Source organism: Streptomyces sp. NPDC054842 (assembly GCF_053611025.1).
Genome location: NZ_JBSGZN010000005.1, coordinates 137759 through 160117, shown reverse-complemented (window position 1 = coordinate 160117; position 22359 = coordinate 137759). Strand labels below are relative to the sequence as shown.

General features: G+C 72.3%; 22 protein-coding genes and 1 tRNA gene. 15 read left to right on the top strand and 8 right to left on the bottom strand.

Annotated elements, in window-relative coordinates; all coding sequences use genetic code 11:
- The first annotated feature begins 223 nt into the window (after positions 1–223).
- The 7 genes from ACWGIS_RS06160 to ACWGIS_RS06130 all read left to right on the top strand — a co-directional run bounded on the left by ACWGIS_RS06160 (position 224) and on the right by ACWGIS_RS06130 (position 4229).
- A complete protein-coding gene (locus ACWGIS_RS06160) occupies positions 224–532 on the top strand; it encodes a hypothetical protein (protein WP_453361213.1) in 309 nt (102 codons plus the stop codon).
- A gap of 84 nt (positions 533–616) precedes the next feature.
- A complete protein-coding gene (locus tag ACWGIS_RS06155; protein WP_453361212.1) occupies positions 617–856 on the top strand; it encodes a chaplin in 240 nt (79 codons plus the stop codon).
- Positions 857–1053: 197 nt separating this feature from the next.
- Positions 1054–1551, top strand: coding sequence for a DUF5949 family protein (locus tag ACWGIS_RS06150; protein WP_453361211.1), 498 nt, complete (start codon positions 1054–1056; stop codon positions 1549–1551).
- Positions 1551–2180 (top strand): vitamin K epoxide reductase family protein, encoded by a 630-nt coding sequence (locus ACWGIS_RS06145; RefSeq protein ID WP_453361210.1) that lies wholly within the window; start codon positions 1551–1553, stop codon positions 2178–2180. Before ACWGIS_RS06150 ends, ACWGIS_RS06145 begins: the two co-directional genes overlap by 1 nt.
- 140 nt (positions 2181–2320) lie before the next feature.
- Positions 2321–2830, top strand: a complete 510-nt coding sequence (locus ACWGIS_RS06140) for a hypothetical protein (protein WP_453361209.1) — start codon at positions 2321–2323, stop codon at positions 2828–2830.
- Positions 2831–2920: 90 nt separating this feature from the next.
- Positions 2921–3379: a tyrosinase family oxidase copper chaperone gene (locus ACWGIS_RS06135; RefSeq protein ID WP_453361208.1), complete on the top strand. Its 459-nt coding sequence runs from the start codon at positions 2921–2923 to the stop codon at positions 3377–3379.
- The gene (locus ACWGIS_RS06130) at positions 3363–4229 is read left to right on the top strand and encodes a tyrosinase family protein (RefSeq protein ID WP_453361207.1); all 867 of its coding nucleotides are present in this window, start codon (positions 3363–3365) and stop codon (positions 4227–4229) included. Before ACWGIS_RS06135 ends, ACWGIS_RS06130 begins: the two co-directional genes overlap by 17 nt.
- 79 nt (positions 4230–4308) lie before the next feature.
- Here ACWGIS_RS06130 and ACWGIS_RS06125 read toward each other — a convergent pair whose 3' ends face one another.
- From ACWGIS_RS06125 to ACWGIS_RS06115, 3 genes are all read right to left on the bottom strand, one after another.
- A complete protein-coding gene (locus ACWGIS_RS06125; protein ID WP_453361206.1) occupies positions 4309–4581 on the bottom strand; it encodes a chaplin in 273 nt (90 codons plus the stop codon).
- Between the two features lie 325 nt (positions 4582–4906).
- Positions 4907–5191 (bottom strand): hypothetical protein, encoded by a 285-nt coding sequence (locus ACWGIS_RS06120; protein WP_453361205.1) that lies wholly within the window; start codon positions 5189–5191, stop codon positions 4907–4909.
- A 624-nt stretch (positions 5192–5815) separates the two neighbouring features.
- Positions 5816–5891, bottom strand: a tRNA-Arg gene (locus tag ACWGIS_RS06115).
- Positions 5892–6204: 313 nt separating this feature from the next.
- Between ACWGIS_RS06115 and ACWGIS_RS06110 the strand changes: the two genes are divergently transcribed.
- The 4 genes from ACWGIS_RS06110 to ACWGIS_RS06095 all read left to right on the top strand — a co-directional run bounded on the left by ACWGIS_RS06110 (position 6205) and on the right by ACWGIS_RS06095 (position 12405).
- Positions 6205–7812 (top strand): dynamin family protein, encoded by a 1608-nt coding sequence (locus ACWGIS_RS06110; RefSeq protein ID WP_453361204.1) that lies wholly within the window; start codon positions 6205–6207, stop codon positions 7810–7812.
- A 5-nt stretch (positions 7813–7817) separates the two neighbouring features.
- Positions 7818–9914 carry a GTPase gene (locus ACWGIS_RS06105; RefSeq protein WP_453361203.1) on the top strand — a complete coding sequence of 699 codons (2097 nt, stop codon included), beginning with the start codon at positions 7818–7820 and terminating at the stop codon, positions 9912–9914.
- A gap of 348 nt (positions 9915–10262) precedes the next feature.
- Entirely contained in the window at positions 10263–10736 is a 474-nt protein-coding gene (locus ACWGIS_RS06100) for a single-stranded DNA-binding protein (RefSeq protein ID WP_453361202.1), read from the top strand.
- 259 nt (positions 10737–10995) lie between these two features.
- Positions 10996–12405, top strand: a complete 1410-nt coding sequence (locus ACWGIS_RS06095) for a TQXA domain-containing protein (protein ID WP_453361201.1) — start codon at positions 10996–10998, stop codon at positions 12403–12405.
- Positions 12406–12823: 418 nt separating this feature from the next.
- Here ACWGIS_RS06095 and ACWGIS_RS06090 read toward each other — a convergent pair whose 3' ends face one another.
- Positions 12824–13069 (bottom strand): hypothetical protein, encoded by a 246-nt coding sequence (locus ACWGIS_RS06090; protein WP_453361200.1) that lies wholly within the window; start codon positions 13067–13069, stop codon positions 12824–12826.
- 299 nt (positions 13070–13368) lie between these two features.
- On the opposite strand from ACWGIS_RS06090, the gene ettA reads away from it, so the two are divergent.
- From ettA to ACWGIS_RS06075, 3 genes are read left to right on the top strand one after another with little or no spacing between them, the layout of a single operon-like run.
- Positions 13369–15033 carry an energy-dependent translational throttle protein EttA gene (gene ettA / locus ACWGIS_RS06085; RefSeq protein ID WP_453361199.1) on the top strand — a complete coding sequence of 555 codons (1665 nt, stop codon included), beginning with the start codon at positions 13369–13371 and terminating at the stop codon, positions 15031–15033.
- Between the two features lie 2 nt (positions 15034–15035).
- Positions 15036–15446 carry an acyl-CoA thioesterase gene (locus tag ACWGIS_RS06080; RefSeq protein WP_453361198.1) on the top strand — a complete coding sequence of 137 codons (411 nt, stop codon included), beginning with the start codon at positions 15036–15038 and terminating at the stop codon, positions 15444–15446.
- Entirely contained in the window at positions 15443–16132 is a 690-nt protein-coding gene (locus tag ACWGIS_RS06075) for a hypothetical protein (protein ID WP_453361197.1), read from the top strand. Before ACWGIS_RS06080 ends, ACWGIS_RS06075 begins: the two co-directional genes overlap by 4 nt.
- A gap of 126 nt (positions 16133–16258) precedes the next feature.
- On the opposite strand, the gene ACWGIS_RS06070 is transcribed toward ACWGIS_RS06075, so the two are convergent.
- The gene (locus ACWGIS_RS06070) at positions 16259–16663 is read right to left on the bottom strand and encodes a globin (protein WP_355785306.1); all 405 of its coding nucleotides are present in this window, start codon (positions 16661–16663) and stop codon (positions 16259–16261) included.
- 151 nt (positions 16664–16814) lie between these two features.
- On the opposite strand from ACWGIS_RS06070, the gene ACWGIS_RS06065 reads away from it, so the two are divergent.
- Entirely contained in the window at positions 16815–17795 is a 981-nt protein-coding gene (locus ACWGIS_RS06065; RefSeq protein WP_453361196.1) for a methyltransferase domain-containing protein, read from the top strand.
- Between the two features lie 158 nt (positions 17796–17953).
- Here the strand turns inward: ACWGIS_RS06065 and ACWGIS_RS06060 are convergent, their stop codons facing one another.
- The 3 genes from ACWGIS_RS06060 to ACWGIS_RS06050 form a co-directional block, all read right to left on the bottom strand.
- The gene (locus ACWGIS_RS06060; protein ID WP_453361195.1) at positions 17954–19339 is read right to left on the bottom strand and encodes an FHA domain-containing protein; all 1386 of its coding nucleotides are present in this window, start codon (positions 19337–19339) and stop codon (positions 17954–17956) included.
- A 73-nt stretch (positions 19340–19412) separates the two neighbouring features.
- Entirely contained in the window at positions 19413–20759 is a 1347-nt protein-coding gene (locus tag ACWGIS_RS06055; protein WP_453361194.1) for a vWA domain-containing protein, read from the bottom strand.
- A gap of 118 nt (positions 20760–20877) precedes the next feature.
- Positions 20878–22359, bottom strand: a complete 1482-nt coding sequence (locus ACWGIS_RS06050; RefSeq protein ID WP_453361193.1) for a PP2C family serine/threonine-protein phosphatase — start codon at positions 22357–22359, stop codon at positions 20878–20880.

Here is a 22359-nt window from a genome sequence, read left to right as displayed (position 1 = left end):
ACCGCGGCACGAGCCGTCGGGCGGGCCGGGGAGGCCCGGCCCGACGGCTGTTTTATATGAGAATGAGACACGCCGTTCATTCGGGTGGCGTCCAGGAATTTACCGGTCGCGGGGTTTCCGGGTGCCACGGGGCTCGTTATCCAGGCGAAGTGAGAGACCAGGCATAAGCAGTGCCTGTAAGGAATTCCTCCTGGCGACACGAGTTGCCGAAGAAAGGAACACGATGAAGCCCCTGAAGGCCGCCGCTGTCATTGCCGGTTCCCTTGTCGCCGCGGGCGCCGCCGCTCCCGCCTTCGCGTACGACGCCGCGCCCACCAGCCTGAACGGCGGCCTGAACGGCGCAGTGGAGACCATCGCGAGCCAGCGTTCGCTGGACGTCGAGGACCTCCAGCCCCTGAAGCACCAGTCGGACGCGCTCGACACCGAGAACAAGGACTCCGCGCTCAGCACCGTGAACGGCGCGACGAAGACCCTGAACACGGTCAGCAGCCCGTCGGACACCCTGCTCGGCGGCCTTCCCGTCAACGGTTAATCAGTTCATTTTATTGCGTGTCCTTACGGAAAGCTTTGCGGGGCCGTTTATAGGCTGGAGCAAACCTCCAAGAAAGGACTGACGATGAACACCGTCAAGAAGGCCGCTCTGCTCGTGGCCGCCGTGGGAATGTCCATGGGGGCCGCCGCGGGCACCGCGTTCGCGGACGCCGAAGCCGAAGGTGCCGCCGTCAATTCCCCCGGCGTCCTCTCCGGCAATGTGGTGCAGATCCCCGTGCACGTACCGGTCAACCTCTGCGGCAACACCGTCGACATCATCGGCGTTCTCAACCCGGCCGCCGGGAACGTGTGCGTCAACAAGTGACGTCGCCGGCCGGCGGGTGAGGTGACGCGCCGGCACCCGGCGGCACGATGACGTCGAAGGGCCGGTTCCGGACTCTCGGAGCCGGCCTTTCCCCCTGTTCGACGGCAGTCCCTCATTCGGGTGGTCGGCCCCTTGGTGTCACCCTGTCGAGTGAGGAGTCGGCGAGGCGAATTCCGTTGCCTGGATAGGGTCTTGCGGTGACCTCAGCCTCAAGCCGTACCCGCCCGTTCAGCGCCGCAGAACTCGGCACGCTCGTCGTCATGGCCTTCAGCGGCGCGGCCCCCGACGGTGACATGCCCTACCTCCTCGCCTACACCCTGGGCGACGGCGCGGGCGGACCGGAGGCCTCCACCGCCGCCGTCGTACAACTCCTCGGCGACAACGGCCTGTTGGCGGGCGACCAGATCATCGACGGCTCCCAGCGGCCGGACCTCCCGCTGACCCTCGCCGTCGAAGGGGGTGAGGCCGTGGTCGACATGCCGTATCTCCACGCCCGGTGCGTGGTCCCCGCGGAGTGGCTCGCCGCCGTGGGCCGACGCGGCTACGCCTACTTCCTGTTCGCCACCCGCCCGTGGCCCGGCGCCGAGCCCGGCAAGCCCGTGGCGCCGGAGAGCCTGGCCGCCTTCGCGGGTGACGAGGACATCCTCGACAGCGCGGCGCACGTGCTCCTGCCCGCGCGCGGTGCCCAGGGCTGATGGCGGCCACCTCCGGGCCGGCGACCGGTGCCGGTGCCCGGTCCCCTCTGCGGGCGGTGGGCGGCGGCCGTGCGTTCGCCCTGCTGCTGGTGATCACCGGTGCGGCCGGTCTGCTCGCCGCCTGGGTCATCACGATCGACAAGTTCAAGCTGCTGGAGGACCCGGGCTTCGTACCGGGGTGCAGCCTCAACCCGGTCGTCTCCTGCGGCAACATCATGAAGAGCGACCAGGCGTCCGCCTTCGGGTTCCCCAACCCGATGCTCGGACTGGTCGCCTACGGCGTCGTCGTCTGCGTCGGCGTCAGCCTGCTCGCCGGTGCCGTCTTCCCCCGCTGGTACTGGCTGCTCCTGGACGCGGGGACGCTGTTCGGCGTCGGCTTCGTCTCGTGGCTGCAGTTCGAGTCGCTGTACCGGATCAACTCGCTGTGCCTGTGGTGCTGTCTGGCGTGGGTCGCCACGATCCTCATGTTCTGGTACGTGACGTCGTTCAACGTACGGAACCGGTTCCTGCCCGCACCCCGCTGGGCGAGGCAGTTCCTCACCGAGTTCACCTGGGTCCTGCCGACGGTGCACATCGGCGTCGTCGGCATGCTGATCCTGACCCGCTGGTGGGACTTCTGGACGAGCTGATCGTCGTACCGATCCGATAGCCGCATGGCCGTCGGTCCTATTACTGCGTCCGTCGGGGGAATCTTTCGCTGATGCCGTTCTCGGGATCGTTACGCGGTACGGACCCATTGCCCCGAATCCTGAAAGGGACCGTACCTGAGATGAAGTCCACCACTCGAGCAACCCTCGCCGCCGTCCTGACCGGTGTGGCGGCCTCGGTCGGCGCCGCCGCGACGCCCGCTGCCGCGGCTCCCGTCGTCCCCGTCCCGGTACCGCTGGGCGGCGCAGAGCGCGCTCTCGGCATGGAGCTGCCCAAGGTTGCCGGGGAACTGCCGGTCCCCGTACCGGGCAGCCCGAACGGGCCGCGGTTCGTCACGGGCCGTCTGATGCCCGAGCGCACCCTCCCGCAGCTGCCGATCAGCGCGGGACTTGTCGGTGCGGACGTCCAGGCGCCGCTCCCGCAGGCCCTCGGACAGGAATTCGAGTACCTGGTGGTCGACGCCCCGGCGTCCGACCTCAGGACCCTCACCCCCGGCCTGTCCGTGGACACCCCGGTGACCGCGCCCAACCCCGACCACCTCGGCCTGCCCGACCCGAAGCTGCCCCAGGCGGCCGTGCTCACCCCGCTGCTGCAGACGGCACCGGGCCTGAACCTCGGACTCGGGGACTAACCCGACGACGGGCCGGGGGTTCGTGGTCCGGGCCCCGGCGCCCGCGTCCCACCGGGGCGGCCACCGCCACGATCCGACAAGGAGAGAACGATGTCCGTCAGCAGAGTGCCGGTGAGTACGGCCGGTCCGGTGGAGGTCGGGAGCAGAACCCGCCGGCATGCGATGCGCGCGCTGTTCGCCTCGCTCGTCGCGGTGTCCGCGGTCCCGGTCGTGGCGGCCTCCAGGGCCTCGGGGGGCGACGAGGTGGTGTCCGACCCGCACGACGTATCGGACACCTTCGAGGAGACGTACCGCGGCCGCCGCATCCACGGTGTCTGGTCCGTCGCGGGCCGCGCCGCCTACGACAGCGGGCAGTGGCAGGTCACCGTGGACGGGCGGCCGCTGCATCTGATGCGGCGCGCCGACGGCTCGTATCTGAGCATGGTCGACCACTACGAGTCCCACCCCACCCCGCTCGCCGCGGCGCGCGCCGCCGTCGACGTGCTCGGCGCCTCCGAGCGGCTGCGCGGCCCCGCCGCAGGGGGGAGGCACGATGGTGTACACGCGTAGGGACGTCAGTTCCCTGACCCGCGCCGAGCGGCGGCGGTTCGTGGGCGCGCTGCTGGAGGTCAAACGCCGCGGCGAGTACGACGAGTTCGTGCGCACGCACATCGAGTACTACGTCTCCGACGGCGACGACGGCCTGCGCACCGCCCACATGGCGCCGTCCTTCCTGCCCTGGCACCGCAGGTTCCTGCTGGACCTGGAGCGCGCCCTGCGACGGGTGGACTCCTCGGTGAGCGTGCCCTACTGGGACTGGACCCGCAGCCGTACGCCGTCCGCCGCCCCCTGGACGAGCGACCTGCTCGGCGGCAACGGGCGGCCCTCCGACCACCGGGTCATGACCGGCCCGTTCGCCTACGGGCACGGCAAGTGGAAGATCACGGAGGGGGTGACCGACGTCGAGTACCTCACCCGCGACTTCGGTCGCCCGAGAGACCCGATCCACCTGCCGACCGCGGCGGAGCTGGCCCGGGCGCTCGACGACCCGGTCTACGACACCGAGCCCTGGAACTCGACCTCGGAGCGGGGGTTCCGGAACAGGCTGGAGGGATGGGGGCCGGGCAGAGGCAGCGCCGCCTGGCGCAACCACAACCGCGTCCACCGCTGGGTCGGCGGGCACATGCTCGGCGGTGCCTCCGTCAACGACCCCGTCTTCTGGCTGCACCACGCCTTCGTGGACCTCGTCTGGACCCGCTGGCAGCGCAGGCACCGGGGAGGGCGCTATCTGCCGGCGCGCCCGCCGGGCCTGGGCAGTTCACAGCACGGACGGATCGTCGCCCGGCACGAGGCGCTGCCGCCCTGGGACGTGACGCCGGATCAGCTGGAGGACATCAGCCGGATCTACCGGTACGCGTAGCGAGGGGCGAGCCGGTGCCCGGCGCGCGAGACCCCCGGCGGTACCGCTGCCGGGGGTCGTTGCACACATGCAGGCCGGTTCAGCGACCGTAGCCGCCGTCGTGCTTGTCGTCGCTCTTGTTGACGCAGGAGTTGCCGAAGGCCGGGTTCAGCAGGCCGATGACGTCGACGGTGTTGCCGCACAGGTTGATCGGCACGTGGACCGGGACCTGCAGGACGTTGCCGGACAGGACGCCGGGCGAGTTCGCGGCCGCGGCGCCGGCACCGGCGTCCGCGGTGGCCAGGCCGGCCCCGCTGAGCACCACGGCGCCGGTGCCGAGAGCGACGGTGGCTGCCTTCGCGATGCGAGACATCACGTTCTCCTTCTACTCGGTGAATGCGGCTGCACGGGCGTGGCCGCACTCCCCTTCAACGCGCCCGGTCACCCGGGGTAACGGCGATCACCGGTGCGTCACCCTTCCCGGAGAGCCCGCAGGTGGAGGCGCCGGACCGATGGGCCGGGCGGGGGAGGGGGCCGGCCGGAGGCCGGGGCGGATGGGCCAGGGGAGGGGCGGGGGCGGTCGCGAGGAGCGCGGCGGGGGCCGGTGGTGGGGGACCGGTGAGGCCCGCATGTACGGGGACGACGCGGCTGGCGGCGAAACTCGGGCGCCTCACTTGCCGAGCCGTGGCTCAAGGCTCCTAGAGACCACGTAGCGCTTCGTCCAGGTCGCCGTAGGTTCCCCAGCAATCGATGCTGCCGTCGTCGTAGAGACTGCCCATGTACCAGTCGTCGTCCTCGACAGGCTTCACAAGACACAGGCTGTGGAACCCGAGAACGATCTCTGGGCGCGGCATCTGGTGTGCCCCACCGACGCTGACCCACTTCACCGGCCGATCAGGATCCAGGGCGACAGCCTCTCGGTCCCCTGAGACATCGCGGATCTGCTCAAGAGTCCACCCCTGGGGCAGTCGTGCGTCGGCCATCCGGGGATGATCCCACTTGCCCGGCGTAGATCACCGTTCCGGGAGCGACGTTGGGCGATCGCGCGGGTGCCTTGGATTCAGGCCGACCATCTCACTGCGCGGGAACCGACTCCTCGTTTATCGCGTCGAGTCCCACTGTTACTGAGGGAAGGTGCATCTGCTGCTGGTGAAGGATGACGGGCACTGGTGGATCGGCCTCGGTGACGGCGACCCCGCGGCGGGCCTGCGGTGACGACCGCGTCCATTGTCCTCAAGGGTCCGCTGAAAGCCGCGCCCCACGAAGCGGCTCGACGACGGGGTGCCGCCCGTCCAGGTGGCCGAAAATGGGCCGAGACGGCGTGCCGGTACCGGTGGCCGCCTACGCGCGGTGCGTCGAAGGGCGACTGGCCGGCATGAGACGGCGCTCGGAGGCCGTGGGGATCTTCCCGAGCCCGTCCGATGCGAGCTGACGCCGCTCGCCGGAAGCTTCGACTCGTATGCGACGGGGCCACCCGCGGGAACCCGGTGACGGCGGGACGGCCCAGGTACCCGCCCATGATCGTCGGACAGTGTCCGGGGCTTCGTCATGGCGTGAGGCACGTGCCCTGAACAGCAAAAAGGCCCTCCCGGGAGGAGGGCTCTCAGTGGCGCCCCCGGCAGGACTCGAACCTGCGGCCAAGCGCTTAGAAGGCGCCTGCTCTATCCACTGAGCTACGGGGGCCGGGTGTGGTGGCCTGTGTCCTGGTGCTGCCCGGGTGTGGGCTGATCCGTGACCTTGCCGGGGACAAGGATAGGGCTCCCGCGTCCTTGCCCTTGGTGCTTCCCCTCCGTGGCTCGATGTGGAGGTTCGGTGAAGCGGTCCTGATAATCGCAGGCAGGTACGAATCGTGCACCGCTTTTGGCCTCTCTGGCGCCGGGTGTTGTGCACTCGTTATGCCTGCGCCCCAGTCATCCCTTCCGCCCCCTGTGTCCTGTCGGCGCGCAGACATACCCATATGCTTCAGAAAGCCTCCAAAATTGGGCATTCTTCGCATGTGGTGACCTTGGACGTACGGCCTCAGCTGCTCGACGCACTCTCCGCCCTGCGCGACCGTGTCGCCGCCGCACGCTTCCCGCTGCCCCTGGCGGGGGCTCCACGCGCGCGTGCCAACCGCGACGAACTGCTCGCACAGCTCGACGACTATCTGGTTCCCCGGTTGAGAGACCCCGAAGCGCCCTTGCTGGCCGTGGTGGGCGGTTCCACCGGGGCCGGCAAGTCGACCCTGGTGAACTCCCTCGTGGGCCGCCGGGTCAGCGAGGCGGGGGTGCTGCGGCCGACCACGCGCACCCCGGTGCTCGTCTGCCACCCGGAGGACCATCACTGGTTCAGCGGGATGCGGGTGCTGCCCGACCTCACGCGCGTGTGGGTGCCCCATCAGGAGCCGGGCGACGACATGCACCCACCGGTCGAGCGCGGTGAACGGGTGCTGCGGATCGAGACCGCCGACACGATGCCCCCGGGCCTGGCCCTCCTGGACGCACCCGACGTCGACTCCCTGGTCGCCGACAACCGCGTCCTCGCCGCCGAACTCATCTGCGCCGCCGACATCTGGGTGATGGTCACGACGGCCGCCCGGTACGCCGACGCCGTCCCGTGGCACCTGCTGCGGACGGCGAAGGAGCACCGGGCGACCCTGGTCACCGTGCTCGACCGGGTGCCCCACCAGGTGGTGTCCGAGGTGTCACGGCAGTACGGCGCGCTGCTCGCCAAGGCCGGACTCGGCGACGTGCCCCGCTTCACCGTCCCCGAACTGCCCGAGTCCGCCTGGGGCGGCGGGCTCCTTCCGGCCACCGCCGTCGCGCCGCTGCGGACCTGGCTCACCCACCACGTCCAGGACCCGGCGGCCCGGCACGAGGCGATGGCCCGCACCGCCTACGGGGTCCTCGACTCGCTGAAGTCCCGGATGCCCGAACTGGCCGGTGCGGCCGCCGCCCAGTACGCCGCCGCCCTGCGGCTCACCGCGGCCGTGGACGGCGCCTACGACAGCGAGTACGCGCGTGTACGGGGGCGTCTGCAGTCCGGCGCCGTGCTCGCCGGGGACGCGCTGAAGCGGTGGCGTGCGTACCCGCTGGACTGCACCGCCGGCGAACTGCTCGACGCGCTCGTGGAGAGCCTCGCGGCCCTCGTGCTGTGCGCCGTCACCGCCGCCGACGAGCGGATCGACGAGGCCTGGCGCCGGGAACCGGCCGCGGGCGCGCCCGGGCTGACGGACCGTGATCCGACCCTGGAGAGCGCCGAGCACCGCATCGGGTTGGCCGTACGGCGCTGGCGGCGGGTCCTGGAGGAGTACGCGGAGGAGGAGGTCCGCGACCTCGACAAGAGCGTCGCGCCGGACGCCGAGGTGGTGGCCGCGCTGGTCGCCACCACGCTCCTGGGCGGCCGGCGGGCGCGGGCCGCGGGCGAGGGGCTCGCCGAACGGATCGGCGCGCACGGCGCCCTGCGGCTGCGGGACCGGGGCGGCCGCCTCCTCACCGACTACCTCGACAAGGCGCTCCACACCGAGCGGGAACGCCGCCTGGCGCCCCTCGACGCACTCGACGTCCACCCGGAACCCCAGGCCGAACTCATCGCCGCGCTGTCCGTACTGCAGAAGGAGAGGTGACCGCTGTGACCGCCGTCACTGACCGCACGGATCACGCCGACCGTCCCGGAGACGACCCCTCCGGGGACGGCACGTCAGAAAACGGCCTCCCCGGGGAAGTCCGTTCCGAGGCCGGGTCCCCGGCGGAGGCCGGCGGAGGCGAGCCTCCCGGTCGCGAGCCCGCCGGGGACGGGTCCGCCGGGAAGGCCCCCTCCGACGGCGTCCACGCGCGCGTGGAGCGCGAGGAGGGCAGCCCGCTGCTGACCCGCCCGGAGACGGACAGGCCCGCCGCGTCCCCGGACACGGGCGGCTCCGGCAGGACGATCAAGCCGATCAGGTTCATCACCAGGAGGGGCCGCGGCGACAAGGACGAGAAGGGCGGCAAGACAGCTGAGGACCGCTCCGACCCGGCCGCCGGTATGGAGTCCGGGCCCGCCTGGGACGACGGGCTGATCGCCCGCCGGGTGTCGGAGAGCGACACCCCGCAGGAGGCGCCGGCCGTCGAGATCCGGCCCTCCGTCCAGGCACCGCCCGAGCCTCTCGCGTACGACGGACCGCTGCGGTCGCGGCTCGACGCCCTGCGCGAGCTGGTCGGCCTCTCGCGCGCCCGGCTCGACAACAGGACGCTCGCGGAGGCGGGACGGGTCCTGGACGAGGCGGCGGCCCGCCGCAAACTCTCCGGGCAGCACACCGTGGTCGCCATCGCCGGCGCCACCGGCAGCGGCAAGTCACAGCTCTTCAACGCCCTCGCCGGGGTGGCCATCTCGGAGACCGGTGTGCGCAGGCCCACCACGGCGGCGCCCATCGCGTGCAGCTGGAGCGACGGCGCCGCCACGCTCATCGACCGGCTCGGCATCCCCGGGCGGCTGCGCCGGCGCCCGCTGCAGAGCCCGGAGGCCGAGTCGCAGCTGCGCGGGCTCGTCCTGGTGGACCTGCCCGACCACGACTCGGCCGCCGTTCAGCACCGGGAGCACGTGGACCGCATCCTGGCGCTCGTCGACGCGGTCATCTGGGTGGTCGACCCGGAGAAGTACGCGGACGCGGTGCTCCACGAGCGTTATCTGCGGCCCATGGCCGCGCACGCGGAGGTCACCTTCGTGGTCCTCAACCAGGTGGACCGGCTCCCCGGCGAGGCGGCCGACCAGGTCCTCGACGACCTGCGCCGGCTGCTCGACGAGGACGGCATCGCGCTGGGCGAGTACGGCGAGCCCGGCGCCACCGTCCTCGCGGTGTCCGGGCTGACCGGGGACGGGGTCGGCGAACTGCGCGAGGCGCTCGGCCAGTTCGTGGCCGAACGGGGCGCCGCGGCCCGGCGGATCGCCGCCGACCTGGACGTGGCCGCGGCCCGGCTGTGGCCCGTCTACGCCACCGGCAGGCGCGCCGGGCTCAGCGAGGAGGCGCGCGACGAGTTCGCCGACCGGCTGGCGGACGCGGTGGGCGCGACCGCCGCCGGGGACGCGGCCGAGCGCGCCTGGCTGCGCAACGCGAACCGCGCCTGCGGCACGCCCTGGCTGCGGCTGTGGCGGTGGTACCAGGACCGGCGCGAGCCCCCCACCGGGCGGCTGCCCGTGCGGGCGCCCGCGGACGAGGAGTGCACCGCACGCCAGCGCGTCGAGCAGGCGGTGCGTACGGTCGCCGAGAGGGCCGCGTACGGGCTTCCGGCCCCCTGGGCGCAGGCGGTGCGCGAGGCGGCCGCACGGGGCGCTCAGGGGCTCCCTGAGGCGCTCGACGAGCTGGCGGTGCGCGCCGGGGGGCCGCCTGGCCGGCCGCCCCGTCCCGGCTGGTGGCCCGTCGCCGTGTTCGCGCAGGCGTCGATGACGATCGTTCAGGTGGTCGGCGGCCTCTGGCTGCTGGGTCAGATCATCGGATTCATGTCGCCCAATCTCGGTGTGCCGGTGCTGCTGATGGTGGCGGGCATCGTCGGCGGTCCCGTCGTCGAGTGGAGCAGCAAACTGGCCGCGCGCGGTCCGGCCCGCAGGTACGGGCTGGAGGCGGAACGGCGACTGCGGGAGGCGGCGGCCGGGTGCGGACGGGCCCGGGTGCTCGATCCCGTGGCGGCGGAACTGCTGCGGTACCGCGAGGTGCGGGAGCAGTTCGGGAGGGTCGTGGGGACGCGGGCGTAGGCGTAGGCGGAGGCGGAGACGAAGGCGATCCGGGCGGGCGTGGAGGCGGGGGCGCCGTACGGGCCGGGCCTGTTCGGGGGCTGGGGACGCGTCCGTCGCCGGGGGACGCGTCCGGCAGGGAGTGCGTGGGGCAGGGAGCGCGGCCGGGGGCGGAAGGGCTCGTTCGGGTGGCGCCGTTGTCCACAATCGGCCGGTGGCCCACAGCTCTCAGCGGGCCCGGCCCGGCGGAGGCAGTCTGGATCCGCGGCGATCGCACCGACGCGGTCGCCGCGGCAGACGCAGCCGTACGGGCCGGGCCCGTACGGGTATCCGCCCGGCGCGGCAGCCGGGGTGAGGGAGGGGTTCGGGATGAACGAGACGATGGTGTGCGCGGTGGGGAACGTGGCGACGCAGCCCGTGTACCGGGAGCCGGCGTCGGGGGCGTCGGCGAGGTTCCGGCTGGCGGTGACGACTCGGTACTGGGACCGCGAGAAGAGCACGTGGACGGACGGGCACACCAACTTCTTCACGGTGTGGGCCAACCGGGCGCTCGCGACGAACGTGGGGGCGTCCCTCTCGGTGGGCGACCCGGTCATCGTGCAGGGCCGGCTGAAGGTGCGCACCGAGGTACGGGAGGGCCAGAGCTGGACGTCGGCGGACATCGACGCGGTGGCGGTCGGCCACGACCTGTCGCGGGGGACGTCGGCGTTCCGGCGTCCGTCCAGGGAGGCGGAGGCGGGGGCGGCCGCCGCGGCCCGGCCGGAACCCAACTGGGAGACGGAGCCCGGCAGTCGGAGCGGTGCGGCGGCCGAGGAGCAACCGGAACCTGCCGCGGTGACGTGATGTCAGGTGGGACCGGCTGACCGGTGGACGGCCCACCGGCGTCCGCTTTCCGTACGGTCCTGGTGGATTTGTCGATAAGCCCAGCTCACAGGGTTCTGCCAACCGATAACGATTCCGAGTCGGATCGGTTATCGGATCACATGACTGGGGAGAGCGGTGTGCCGTCTCCCTAGGATGCCGGGCATAGCTCATGGGGCTTCTGATTCTGCTGGTGGGACCGTTCCCCCACATCAACGGGTCCTGCTCGGAGGGGAATTCTGTGTTTTCTCGGTTCTCTGCGTCGTCCGCGCGAAGGCGGGGCGCCGCACGCCTCACCGCCGCGGCGTTCGTGTCGGGGCTGCTCGCCACGGGGGCGATGGCCACCGCCGGTGCGGCCGTCGCCGACGAGGCGCCGCAGGGTCAGGGCGGCGCGACCGCGACCATAGGCGGCCTGAAGACGTACGGCGACGCCGTGATCCACGACGGCGACGAGGACCTTCGGATCTCCGCGGGACTCTTCGAGATGTCCGTCGACAACGGCGGGATGCTGCAGACCTACTGCGTCGACCTGTACAACCCGACGCAGAAGGACGCCAAGTACCGGGAGACCCCCTGGAGCGGCACCTCGCTGAACGGCAACGCGGACGCGGGCAGGATCCGCTGGATCCTCCAGAACTCCTACCCGCAGGTCAACGATCTCGCGGCGCTGGCCCGCAAGGCCGGGACGAGCGGCCTCACCGAGCAGGACGCGGCGGCCGGCACCCAGGTGGCCATCTGGCGGTACTCGGACGGCGCCGACGTGGACGCGGTGAGCCCGCGGGCCGAGAAGCTCGCGGACTACCTCCACAAGAGCGCGCGCAACCTCGCGGAGCCGAAGGCATCGCTGGCTCTCGATCCGCCCGCGGTCTCCGGTCGCGCCGGCGAGAGGCTCGGCCCGGTGACGGTGCGCACCAACGCGGACAGCGTGACGGTGACACCGCCGGCGGACGCGGACGCCGCCGGGGTGAGGGTCGTCGACCAGGACGGGAAGCCGGTCACCTCGGCCGGGAACGGCAGCCGGCTCTACTTCGACGTGCCGGAGGACACGCCGGACGGGTACGCGGCCGTGGACGTGCAGGCGTCGACGACCGTGCCGGTCGGCCGTGCCTTCACCTCCGACACCCGGAGCCAGACGCAGATACTCGCGGGGTCGAGCGAGTCCACGGTCTCCGCGACGGCCGGCGCCAACTGGGCGGAGAAGGGCGCGATACCCGCCCTGTCCGCCGAGAAGAACTGCGCCGAGGGCGGTGTGGACATCACGGCCGCCAACGAGGGCGACGAGGCGTTCACCTTCGAGCTGATGGGGCTGGAGCACACCATCGAGGCGGGGGCCTCGCAGACGGTGACGATCCCGCTCCAGGAGGACCAGGCCTACGACTTCACGATCAAGGGGCCGAACGGCTTCGAGAAGCGGTTCACGGGCGTGCTCGACTGCGAGACCGAGGGTGGCGCCGGCGGCGACGCGACCCAGACGCTCAGTGAGCCGAGCCCGGCGACCGCGGGCGGCAGTACGACCACCGGGGGAACGGACCTCGCCGCGACCGGCAGCTCCGGCGCCACTCCGATGATCGCGGGCACCGCCATCGGCCTCCTGGTGATCGGCGGGACGGCTTTGCTGCTCCTCCGCAAGAAGACGCCCGCGCAGGACTGAGCGGGCGCGGGGCGAGCGTGCGCGGGGCTGAGCGTGTACGCAGGGATGAGCGTGTACGCAGGGATGAGCGTGCGCGAGGCTGAGCACACGGCACCTTGACACCTGGACAGTGAGACGGGCCCCGGGCTGCGAGTGGGGATGAGCCGCCCGGCCGGTCGGACACCGGCATCGGATCCAGATGCGGGTGGGATGCGATGTGCGGGTCGGGACAGGTGGGGGACCTGCGGCCCTCCCCGCCCATGTGATCCCCGCCCCTGCGCTCCGCGCCCATGCGGCCGACGTCCCCACGAGGCCGATGTCCCCACGTGGCCACCGCTCCACCCAGAGCGTGGTCAAGCCCCCGGCCCGCGAGAGCCTCGCCGGCGGGGGCTTGTGCTGATGGAGCTACGGCTCCTTCCCTTGCCTCACGTGCTGGCTGCTACCTGTTGTGACCACCTGGGGCGTGGCCCGCCGGGTTCTGGTTCTCGGTCTCCTGCGTCAGCGCCCCGCCCGTGCAAGTGGGCTGCTGCCCGCCGGGCTCGTGCCCGCTCGGGTTGGTACAGGAGATGTCGACCGGTTCGATCTTGGCGTCGGCCACTCCGGCGGCGCCGAGGCCCAGTGTGAACGCCGCGGCCACCGCTGCGAACCCCGCTCCGAGCCTCTTGGTCGTCGTGCTGCTGGTCATGATCGCTCAGCTTCCAGACTGTCTCTCGTGCTGTGCGGCAGAGCGTTGCGGACTGTCGCTTGTCCTCGCCCCACGCTTCTCGGACACCTCACAGGTGTCAAGAACTATCGAAAACTGTGACGAAAGAGGACACAATGCCGACGACAATGGGCGGGCGGTCGGCTGATCGGACAGGGAACACCCTCCGGGAGGCGCGCGTCACAGGCCCCCGATGAGACTGGTTTCCATCCAGGGGTGGCCGTCAGGCAAGATGGGGTGTATCTGCCCACTGCCGATTTCAAGCGTCCGGACGGTTTCTCTTGGCTGAGTTCATTTACACCATGCGCAAGGCGCGCAAGGCGCACGGCGACAAGGTGATTCTCGACGACGTCACCCTGAGCTTCCTGCCCGGAGCGAAGATCGGTGTGGTCGGCCCGAACGGCGCCGGTAAGTCCACCGTTCTGAAGATCATGGCCGGCCTGGAGCAGCCGTCGAACGGCGACGCCTTCCTGTCGCCGGGCTACTCGGTCGGCATGCTCCTCCAGGAGCCGCCGCTGGACGAGTCGAAGACGGTCCTGCAGAACGTGCAGGACGGCGCCGCCGAGATCATGGGCAAGCTCCACCGCTTCAACGAGGTCGCCGAGCTGATGGCGACCGACTACTCGGACGCGCTCATGGAGGAGATGGGCAAGCTCCAGGACGACCTCGACCACGCCAACGCGTGGGACCTGGACACCCAGCTCGAGCAGGCCATGGACGCCCTGGGCTGCCCGCCCGGCGACTGGCCCGTCACCAACCTCTCCGGTGGTGAGCGCCGCCGCGTCGCGCTGTGCAAGCTGCTCCTCGAAGCCCCCGACCTGCTGCTCCTCGACGAGCCCACCAACCACCTGGACGCCGAGTCCGTGCAGTGGCTGGAGCAGCACCTCGCGAAGTACCCCGGCACCGTCGTCGCCGTCACCCACGACCGGTACTTCCTCGACAACGTGGCCGAGTGGATCCTCGAACTGGACCGCGGCCGCGCGCACCCCTACGAGGGCAACTACTCCACCTACCTCGACAAGAAGGCCTCCCGACTCAAGGTCGAGGGCCAGAAGGACGCCAAGCGCGCCAAGCGGCTCAAGGAAGAGCTCGAGTGGGTGCGGTCCAACGCCAAGGGCCGGCAGGCCAAGTCCAAGGCGCGCCTGTCCCGCTACGAGGAGATGGCCGCCGAGGCGGACAAGATGCGGAAGCTGGACTTCGAGGAGATCCAGATCCCGCCGGGCCCGCGTCTGGGCAGCATCGTGGTCGAGGTCAACAACCTCAGCAAGGCATTCGGCGACAAGGTCCTCATCGACGACCTCTCCTTCACGCTGCCGCGCAACGGCATCGTGGGCGTCATCGGCCCGAACGGCGCGGGCAAGACCACGCTGTTCAAGATGATCCAGGGCCTGGAGACGCCGGACTCCGGCACCATCAAGGTCGGCGACACGGTCAAGATCTCGTACGTCGACCAGAGCCGCGAGAACATCGACCCGAAGAAGTCGCTGTGGGCGGTCGTCTCCGACGAGCTGGACTACATCAACGTCGGCCAGGTCGAGATGCCGTCGCGCGCCTACGTCTCCGCCTTCGGCTTCAAGGGCCCGGACCAGCAGAAGCCGGCCGGCGTCCTCTCCGGTGGTGAGCGCAACCGCCTGAACCTGGCGCTGACCCTCAAGCAGGGCGGCAACCTGCTGCTCCTCGACGAACCGACCAACGACCTCGACGTGGAGACGCTCTCCTCCCTGGAGAACGCGCTGCTCGAGTTCCCCGGTGCGGCTGTGGTCGTCTCCCACGACCGGTGGTTCCTGGACCGGGTGGCGACGCACATCCTCGCGTACGAGGGCGACTCCAAGTGGTTCTGGTTCGAGGGCAACTTCGAGTCGTACGAGAAGAACAAGGTCGAGCGGCTCGGCCCGGACGCGGCCCGTCCGCACCGCGCCACCTACAAGAAGCTGACGCGGGGCTGATCTTGCGGCACATCTACCGCTGCCCGCTGCGCTGGGCGGACATGGACGCGTACGGCCACGTCAACAACGTGGTCTTCCTCCGCTACTTGGAGGAAGCGCGTATCGACTTCCTGTTCCGGCCGGACAAGGATTTCCAGCAGGGGTCCGTGGTGGCGCGCCATGAGATCGACTACAAGCGCCAGCTCGTCCACCGGCACGCGCCGGTGGACATCGAGCTCTGGGTGACGCAGATAAGGGCGGCGTCGTTCACGCTCGCCTACGAGGTCAAGGACCCGGACCAGGTGTACGTCCGGGCCCAGACGGTCATAGTGCCGTTCGACTTCGAGGCGCAGCGCCCGCGCCGCATCACGGAGGAGGAGCGGGAGTTCCTGATGGAGTACCAGGACGACCGCTCCGAGGCCGTCGCGGCATGACGGTCCTGCATCTGGCCGACGAGGGGGAGGCGGCGGACCTCGCCGCCTTCCTGGCCAGGCTGATCCACTACGACCGCGCCGCCGCGGTGCGCCTCCAGGTGTCCGGCACCGCACTCGCGGTGTTCGGACGGCCGCCGTCCTTCGAGGTCCTGGCCGTCCGGGCGGCGCGGCTCGCCAAGCCGTACGAGAGCGGGCTCGACGACTCGCTGGACGTGACCGTCTCCGCGGGTGAGTTCCTGGAGTCGCTCGACGACACGGCGGCCACCGTCACCGTGCCGGCCGCCGTCACCGGACCGCCCTGGGCCGGGCTGCTGCCGCCCCGCGGCGGTTGGCGGCGGGAGCCCGGGCTTCCGGAACCGGCCGCGGTGCGTGCGACGGTCGCCGAGGCGGTCGCCGAATTCCGGTCGCGCACGCAGGAGTTGGCGGCCGACCGGCGGACGCGCGCCGAACTCGACAGGATCGGGCGGGAGATCTGGTCCCGGCCGGTCGGCGACACCGGACTTCCGGTGCGGGCGGCGCACGCCGCGCAGGCACTCGGGTTCCTGCGTCCCGCGCGCGCGGCGGCGCCGGACGAGGAGCCGCTGGGACTGTACTCGTCGGGGGCGTGGCTCAGGCTGCGCACGCCGTACGGCTCGATAGCCGTACGCAGGGCGGGACTTGGCGCGCTGGACGTCAGCGTCCGCTGACCGCGCTGGACCGACGTCAGCGTCCGCTGACCGTCCCCTCCGTACCCGGCCAAGGTCCTACCGGTGGCCGGTGGCCGGTGGCCGGTGGCCGGTGGCCGGGGTACGGGGATCGGGACGCGCGGTGGGTCAGCCGGCGGTGTTGACCATCGAGGCCGCCGCGTACGTGAGGTAGTTCCACAGCGTGTGCTCGTGCTCCTCGGAGAGGCCGAGCTCCTCCACGGCGACGCGCATGTGCCGGAGCCAGGCGTCGTGCGCGGCCCGGTCGACGGTGAAGGGCGCGTGGCGCATCCGCAGCCGGGGGTGGCCGCGGTTCTCGCTGTACGTCGTCGGGCCGCCCCAGTACTGGATCAGGAACAGCGTGAGACGGTCCTCGGCGGGGCCCAGGTCCTCCTCGGGGTACATCGGCCGCAGCAGCGGGTCCTCGGCGACGCCCTCGTAGAAACGGTGCACGAGGCGGCGGAAGGTCTCCTCGCCGCCGACCTGCTCGTAGAAGGTCTGCTCCTGAAGCGTGCCGCGCCGGATCTCATTCACCCGTCCATCGTCTCAGACGCGCCGACGGAGGACTCAAGACCTAGGTCCCCCGGTACCGGACGGGTGCTTCGGGCCGGTGAGGGGCCGCCCAAGTGCGGACCGGAGGGCTCCGGTACTCGCGCCGGGAGCCGTCCGGCAGCACAGTGGAGGTATGGGTGCCCACGCTCTCGACCACGGCCTGGACGACCTCGCCGCGTCCGCGCGGGCGGCGCTGGTGCGGGAGATCGAGGCGAGCGGGGCCTGGGCCGCGGACCCGGTGTGGCGGGAGGCCTTCGAGGCGGTCCCGCGGCACCTGTTCGTGCCGTACTACTACGTCGGCGTCCTGGGCGGCTACGAGCGGATGTGGGGGGAGGACCCCGACCGGCGGAAACGGGAGCGCTGGCTGCGCGGGGCGTACGCCGACGCACCGCTGGCGACGCGGGTGCGGGACGGGGAGCTGGTCTCCTCCAGCAGCCAGCCCTCGCTGATGGCGAAGATGCTGACCGAGCTGGCCGTACGGGACGGGCACACCGTGCTGGAGATCGGCGCCGGGACCGGGTACAACGCGGCGCTGCTCTCGCACCGGCTGGGCGACGACCTCGTCACCACCGTCGACCTCGACCCGGAGATCACGGACTCGGCCCGGGGGCATCTGGCCACCGCCGGCCACCACCCGGCCGTCGTCACCGGCGACGGAGCCCGCGGGGTCCCGGAGCGCGCGCCCTTCGACCGGATCATCGCGACCTGCACACTGACCTCGATCCCGCGGGCCTGGCTCCCGCAGTGCGGCCCGGGTGCCCGCATCCTGGCGCCGCTGGCCACCGGCCTGATCGCCCTGCGGGTACGGGACGGCGGGCACGCCGAGGGGCACTTCCTGCACACGCCCGCCTTCTTCGTACCGCTGCGCGGGGACACCCCGCCCGAGCCGGAGCCGCCGCAGCTCGACGGGCTGCCGCACCGGGCCAGGACGGACGACCTGTTCCGGTTCCTGCTGACGCTGACGGCGGGCCGTCTCGACCCGTACGAGGCGTACGTCCTGTGGGAGCGCGAGCACCAGCCGACGCGGGAGCGGTACGGCGTGACGGTCAGCGGCGCGGACGCCTGGGCGTGGCTGGACGACCCTGCGGGGCCCTACGCCTGGTCACTGCGCTGACCCGCGCCCGTACGAGCCCGGGCCGGGCCGCCGTACGAGCCCCGAGCCCAGGCCGGCTGTCGTACGAGCCCCCGCCGGCCACCGCACGAGCCCCGTAGGCCACCGTACGAGCCTCGTCGGCCGCCCAGGAGGCTTCCCGGAGGTTGGGGAGGCCCCCGTCAGCCCCGGCGGATGGTGATCGTCGTCCAGGCGCCCACGTGGACGCGGTCGCCGTCCTGGAGCGGTACGGGCACGAAGGGCTGGATGGGCTCCTCGCCGCCGTTGACCGTCGTCCCGTTCGTGGAGTTCTGGTCGACGACCGCCCAGCTGCCGTCCGGCTGCTGGACGAGGACCGCGTGCTGGTGCGAGACGCCCGGGTCCTCCGGCGGCACCGACAGGTCGATGTCGGGGGTGTCGCCGGTGGAGTGGCGGCGGCGGCCGATGGTGAGCTGGTTGCCGGTGAGCGGGCGCTGCTGCTCGGGCGAGTACGCGGGCAGGTTGAGACCCGCGGCCTCGGGACCGGAGCGCTGCATCATCGCCATGAAGTACGCGCGGTCGGGACCGATCGTCGCGGTCCAGGTCAGCGGCTGCTGCTGGTAGCCGCCGCCCGGGCCGGGAGGCGCCTGGGTCGCGCCGGGCTGCGGGAAGCCGTAGCCGCCCTGTTGCCGGCCCTGGTCGGGACCGCCCTGGCCGCCCTGGCCGCCGGAGGGCGGAGGCAGCACCCAGTCGTCGTCGCCCCCGAAGGCGGGACCACCGGACTGCGGCTGGCCCTGCGGCTGCTGCCGCTCGCCGGGGAAGGCGGGCGGTGCCGTCTGGCTCTGCTGCTGGAACGCGGGCGGAGCCGTCTGGCTCTGCTGCTGGAACGCCTGCGGGGCGCCGGGACCGCCGGACGGCGGGCCGGACTGCTGCGGGACCGGCCGCGCGGGGTCGCCCGGGAAGCCGGGCTGGGCCGGCCGGGAGGGCTCACCCGGGAAACCGGGCTGGGCGGGCCGGGAGGGCTCGCCGGGGAAGCCGGGCCGGTCCGGACGTGCGGGGTCGCCGAAGGCGGAGGGGCCCGACGGCTCCTGGCCGAAGGGCGGGATCGGCTCGGCGGGGCGGTTCATCTGCGAGGGACGCGAGCTCTGGTAGTCGTACGCGTCACCGCCGCCACCGTAGGACGGGCCGGGCTGCGGCTGGAAGCGCTGTGCGGGACCGGGGCCGGGACCGCCCGGTGCCCCGGAGGACGGCGCGGGCGGGCGCGGCGCGGCCGGGGTGTACGAGGTCGCGGTGTTGGTGAGGAAGTTCCACCGGCACTCCTCGCAGAAGGGCGCGCCGCCCTCGCGGGGCGTGCGGCACTGCGGGCAGAGCTGCGGCTCGTGCTCGGGCACGGCGGAGAAGGGACCGCCGCCGGGACCGCCGCCGGGTCGGCCGCCCGCGCCGGGCGGCGGGGGCGAGCCGGGCGGCGGGTAGCCGTAACCGGCGGGCGGCGGGGGAGGAGGCGGGGGCACGGCACCGGCCATGCGGTGACCGCAGACCTCGCACCAGTCGTCGGAACCCGACTGGTGTCCGTTCGGGCAGGTCGGCATGTCGGCGCTTCCCCCTCTCCTTTTCCGGCCGGTTCGGCCGGGTTTCTCCGGTCCCCTTCAGGGGCCGGGCTCGCTACTTCTTTACACGAACAGTCTTTGTGGACCGGGTCTCGAGAGTCATCTCGTCCGCCTCTTCGACCCGCGCCTTCAATCGCACAGTACCCGCCGCCGCGTCGACGACGTCCACCACCTTCGCAAGCAGTTTCGCAGTATCGGCGTTGCCGGACGCACTGGCGAGCTGGACGGCACGGCCCAGCTTGGCCGTCGCCCCGTCGACATCCCCCGCTTTGCGCGCATCCAGTCCCTGCTGGATGACTTGTGCCAGTTCGGCCTGTCCTGTGTAGTGCGCGACCTGGGGGTTGATCGACGTCGACGCCACCATGTCCTCGGTCCACACGGCCCGTACGAGACCCTGCGCGCCGAGGTTCTGCGCGCTGCCGTCGCTCTGCGGGATCACCAGGGAGACGCGGGCGGCCAGCATCTCCTGGCCGATGCCCGCGGAGGGGACCTGCACGCACACGTGGTAGTCGCGGGACTCGTCCCCCCAGGAGCCGGTGGGATAGTCGCCGGCGCGCGGGCCGGCCTCGGTGCGACGGTGCGTCAGTTCCTCGACGGTGGGCGCCACTTGCTTGACGAACTTGATCTCCGTGCCGACGGGCGTCCACAGGCGGAGCGCGACGTCCGCGACCTCCTTGCCCATGGCCGTCTCCATCATCTGCGTGAAGTCGGCGGACAGGGCCGCGGGGTCGGCGACGATGTCGGCGGTGCCCAGCAGCGCGGAGGCGATTCCCGTGACCTCCTTGACCTCCCAGTCCGTGCCGACTCCCCGGGCGTCGCAGGTGAACCGGCCCGCGCAGGAGTCCAGGGCGGCCTTCAGGTCCTCCGGTGACTCGTGTTCGTTGCGCCCGTCGGTGAGCAGGATGCCGTGCCGGATCGACACGTCGGCCGAGGACAGCAGGCGGTCGGCGAGGCGCAGCCAGGTGCCGATCGCTGTCCCGCCGCCGGCGCTGAGCCTGCGCAGCGCCTGCTTGGCCTGCTCGCGGGTCCGGGTGTCCGCCACCGCGAGCCCGCCGTTTCCGGGGTAGACCTCCTGGGCGGCGTGTGTGCCGGAGATCACGGTGAAGTGGACGCCGTCGCGGACCGCGTCGATCGCGGCGGCCGTCGCCTCACGCGCGCCGCGCATCTTGGCCGGCGGGTAGTCCATCGAGCCCGAGCAGTCGACCATGATCGCCACGGCGGCGTCGGGGGCCTGTCCGGCCGCGTACAGGTGCGGGGCCGCGACCGCGCTGCCGACGGTGCCGCCGCCGGTCGCGCTCACCGTCACGATCGCGTTGACCTCGCGGCCGCCCTCCGGCAGGTATTCGTTCTGGTACACGTCCACCGAGAACCGCGGCACATTCGACTTCGAGAAATTGGCCATGCCTTCTCTGCTCCCCCCAGGCGTCCCGCGCCGCCGCTTCCCGCGGCGGGCGGAACCAAGACGATATGCGGACCGGTCCCCTCCGGTCCGAGGCCGTTCCCGTTCCCGTGCTGTGGCCTCAGGCCGATCCTGCCCCCTGAGAGGGCGCGGGGAACGGCAGGACGGCCACTGTTACGTTGTCGTGGCCCCCGCCGTCCAGGGCGTGACCGACCAGCACCCGCGCGCTGTGCAGGGGCCGGGCCGCCGCGTCGGGGGGTACCACCTCGGCCATGTGTTCGGCGGCCTCGGCGTAGTTCCACAGTCCGTCGGTGCAGACCACCACCACGCCCGGGCGGTCGGGCTTGAACGAGGCGGTGTGCGGCTCCAGTTCGTAGGCGTCCGCGCCGAGCCAGCCCGTGATGGCGTGGGCACGCTCGTCGGCGTAGGCCTCGGCCTCGTTCATCAGGCCCGCGGCGACCATCTGCGCCGCCCACGAGTCGTCCTCGGTGAGCCGGGCCGGCGGTGAACTCCGGTCGACCGGCACCCAGTAGGCGCGGCTGTCGCCGACCCAGCCGACGGTCAGCAGACTGCTGGTGACGACGGCGCCGACCAGGGTGCAGGCCGGGGCGTTCTGGTGCGGGGTGTGCTCGCGGGCCGGACCGGGGTCCTCCGCGAGGGCGTTGACGGCGTGCGAGGCCGCGACGATCGCCTCGTGCATCGCCTGCTGCGGGTGCGTGCCGAGCGGCAGCGACTCCAGCAGCGCCTCGCCCGCGGCCCGGGAGGCGGCGAGGGACGCCTCGTCCGGGCGGGTCGCCGAGGAGACGCCGTCGCAGACGATCGCGACGACGGCGGGCGAACCGTCGGGCAGCGCGGTCGAGGAGAGCGTGAACGCGTCCTCGTTGCGGTGGTGGCGCAGCCCGCGGTCGCTCACGGCGGCGACCGCGGCGAGCTCCTGCTCCATGTGGTCGCGCTCGCGCGGCTGGGCGTGTCCGCAGTTCTCGCAGTAGCCGTCCCGGTCGACGTGGCCCGCGCGGCAGGCCACGCAGAGCTTGGTGCCGGCGGGCGGCGTCCCGAGGTCGGCGGTGCGCGGATCGGCGGGCGCCGATCCGGGCGGGGCCAGCGGGTACTCGTCCGGCTCCACGGGCCTGTCGAACCGCACTCCGGCGGCGGACTCGCCCCCGGCGTCCGGCTGTTCGGCGCCCGGCGCGGCGGCGGGGTGCCCCGGGGCCGGGGCGGGCGAGGGCACGGCACCGAAGGCGGCGGGCGGCCGCGCGCCGGGAGGCGCCGCGGGACCGGGACCGGACGGCGGACCGGCGGGCGGGTGGGCGGCCGGGAGTTCCGCGCCGCCGGAGTCCGTGCCGGGGATGTCCGTCGGCAGGTGGACCGGGGCGGGCGCGCCGGCACTGCCCCGCTCGGGGGCGTCGGGCCAGTCCACGGACGAGACCTCCGAAGGGGGGCGTGGCGCCGCGCCGTTCATCGTGATCGTGGGGGTGTCCTGGGGCGGTGCGGGCACCGCCGACAGGTCGAACCCGCACGCACCGCAGAAACGGTCCCCCGACTCCAGGGGCTCCTCGCAACTGGGGCACCTCGAAAGAGCCGTCGGCTGGGGCATCTGGGACAT